This window comes from Streptomyces sp. NPDC059455 (assembly GCF_042750115.1).
Lineage (GTDB): Bacteria > Actinomycetota > Actinomycetes > Streptomycetales > Streptomycetaceae > Streptomyces > Streptomyces endocoffeicus.
This window is the reverse complement of the sequence record NZ_JBHYVB010000237.1, coordinates 15,178-16,175: the sequence shown is the minus strand read 5'-3', so window position 1 is coordinate 16,175 and position 998 is coordinate 15,178. Positions and strand designations below refer to the sequence as shown.

The 998-nt window shown below is 70.3% G+C and carries 1 protein-coding gene; it reads right to left on the bottom strand.

Going from position 1 to position 998, the window contains the following annotated elements:
• Positions 1 to 106 precede the first annotated feature (106 nt).
• Positions 107 to 832 carry a class F sortase gene (locus tag ACFXB5_RS46385; protein ID WP_385220119.1) on the bottom strand — a complete coding sequence of 242 codons (726 nt, stop codon included), beginning with the start codon at positions 830 to 832 and terminating at the stop codon, positions 107 to 109.
• Between the last annotated feature and the right edge of the window lie 166 nt (positions 833 to 998).

Genomic DNA, 998 nt, shown 5'->3' with positions numbered 1-998 from the left:
TTTTTATAAACCCCCCGCCCCGCCGTTGGGGGGCGCTGTTTGTGGGGGCCCCCCCCTGGCCCCGGGGGGCCGGGGGGGGGAGCCCCAGGCATGGGGACAAGCTCCGTCAGCTGTAGCGGTACGAGGAGAGGTGCGCGAACACCACCACATTGGCCGTGTAGTCCTTGGCCGTGTGGTCATAGGCCCCGCCGCAGGTGATCAGCCGCAGCTGGGCGTTGGGGGTGTCCCCGTAGACCTGCTCGTCCGGGAAGGCGTTCTTCTTGAACGTCTTGACCTTGTCGACCACGAAGGTCGCCACGATCCCGTCCTCGCGGGTGATGGCCACCTTGCTCTTCGGCTTGAGCTGGCCGAGGGGGTAGAACACCGCCGGGCCGATCTTGGTGTCCACATGCCCGGCCACGATGGCGTTGCCGCGCTCACCGGGCGAGGGGCCGCCCTCGTACCAGCCCACCAGGTTCTGGTCGGTGTCCGGGGGCGGGACCAGCACGCCCGCGGCGTCCAGCGACAGCGGGATGAAGGGCGCGCTCACGCCGATCGAGGGAATGTCCAGATGGGAGGCGGGGGAGCGCGGCAGCGCGGGTCCCGGACGGGACTCGGGGGCGGTCGTCGACTCCGGGGAATCCGCGTACGCGTCCTCGTTGGAGGTGTCGCTCTCCGGTTCGGAGATGGATGCGGGGGCGCTGGCCGTGGGCCGGGCCGACGGGGTGTTCTGGGAGGAGGCGGCGTCGACGGAGTTGTAGATGAGGAATACGCCGATGAGGGCCGAAGCGGCGGCCCAGCGGAGAATGCGGGTGTTGCCATCGGCAGCGCCCTGCTTGGCCGGCTTTCCCATTGGGGTGTTCGCCTTTCTTACAGCGCCTTGTCTCATGGCGCCTCAGCTCAAGGCGCCTTTCTCACGGCCGCTTTTCTCGCAGCGCTCGGGGTACAGGCGCGGGGGCCCGCCCCCGCCGGCGGGGGGGCGGGCACACCCCCGGAGCCATGGGTTGGGGGGCACGCGC

Bases quoted from the DNA above. Each gene is read 5' to 3' on its own strand.
- ACFXB5_RS46385 (WP_385220119.1), bottom strand. From the start codon at position 832: ATGGGAAAGCCGGCCAAGCAGGGCGCTGCCGATGGCAACACCCGCATT.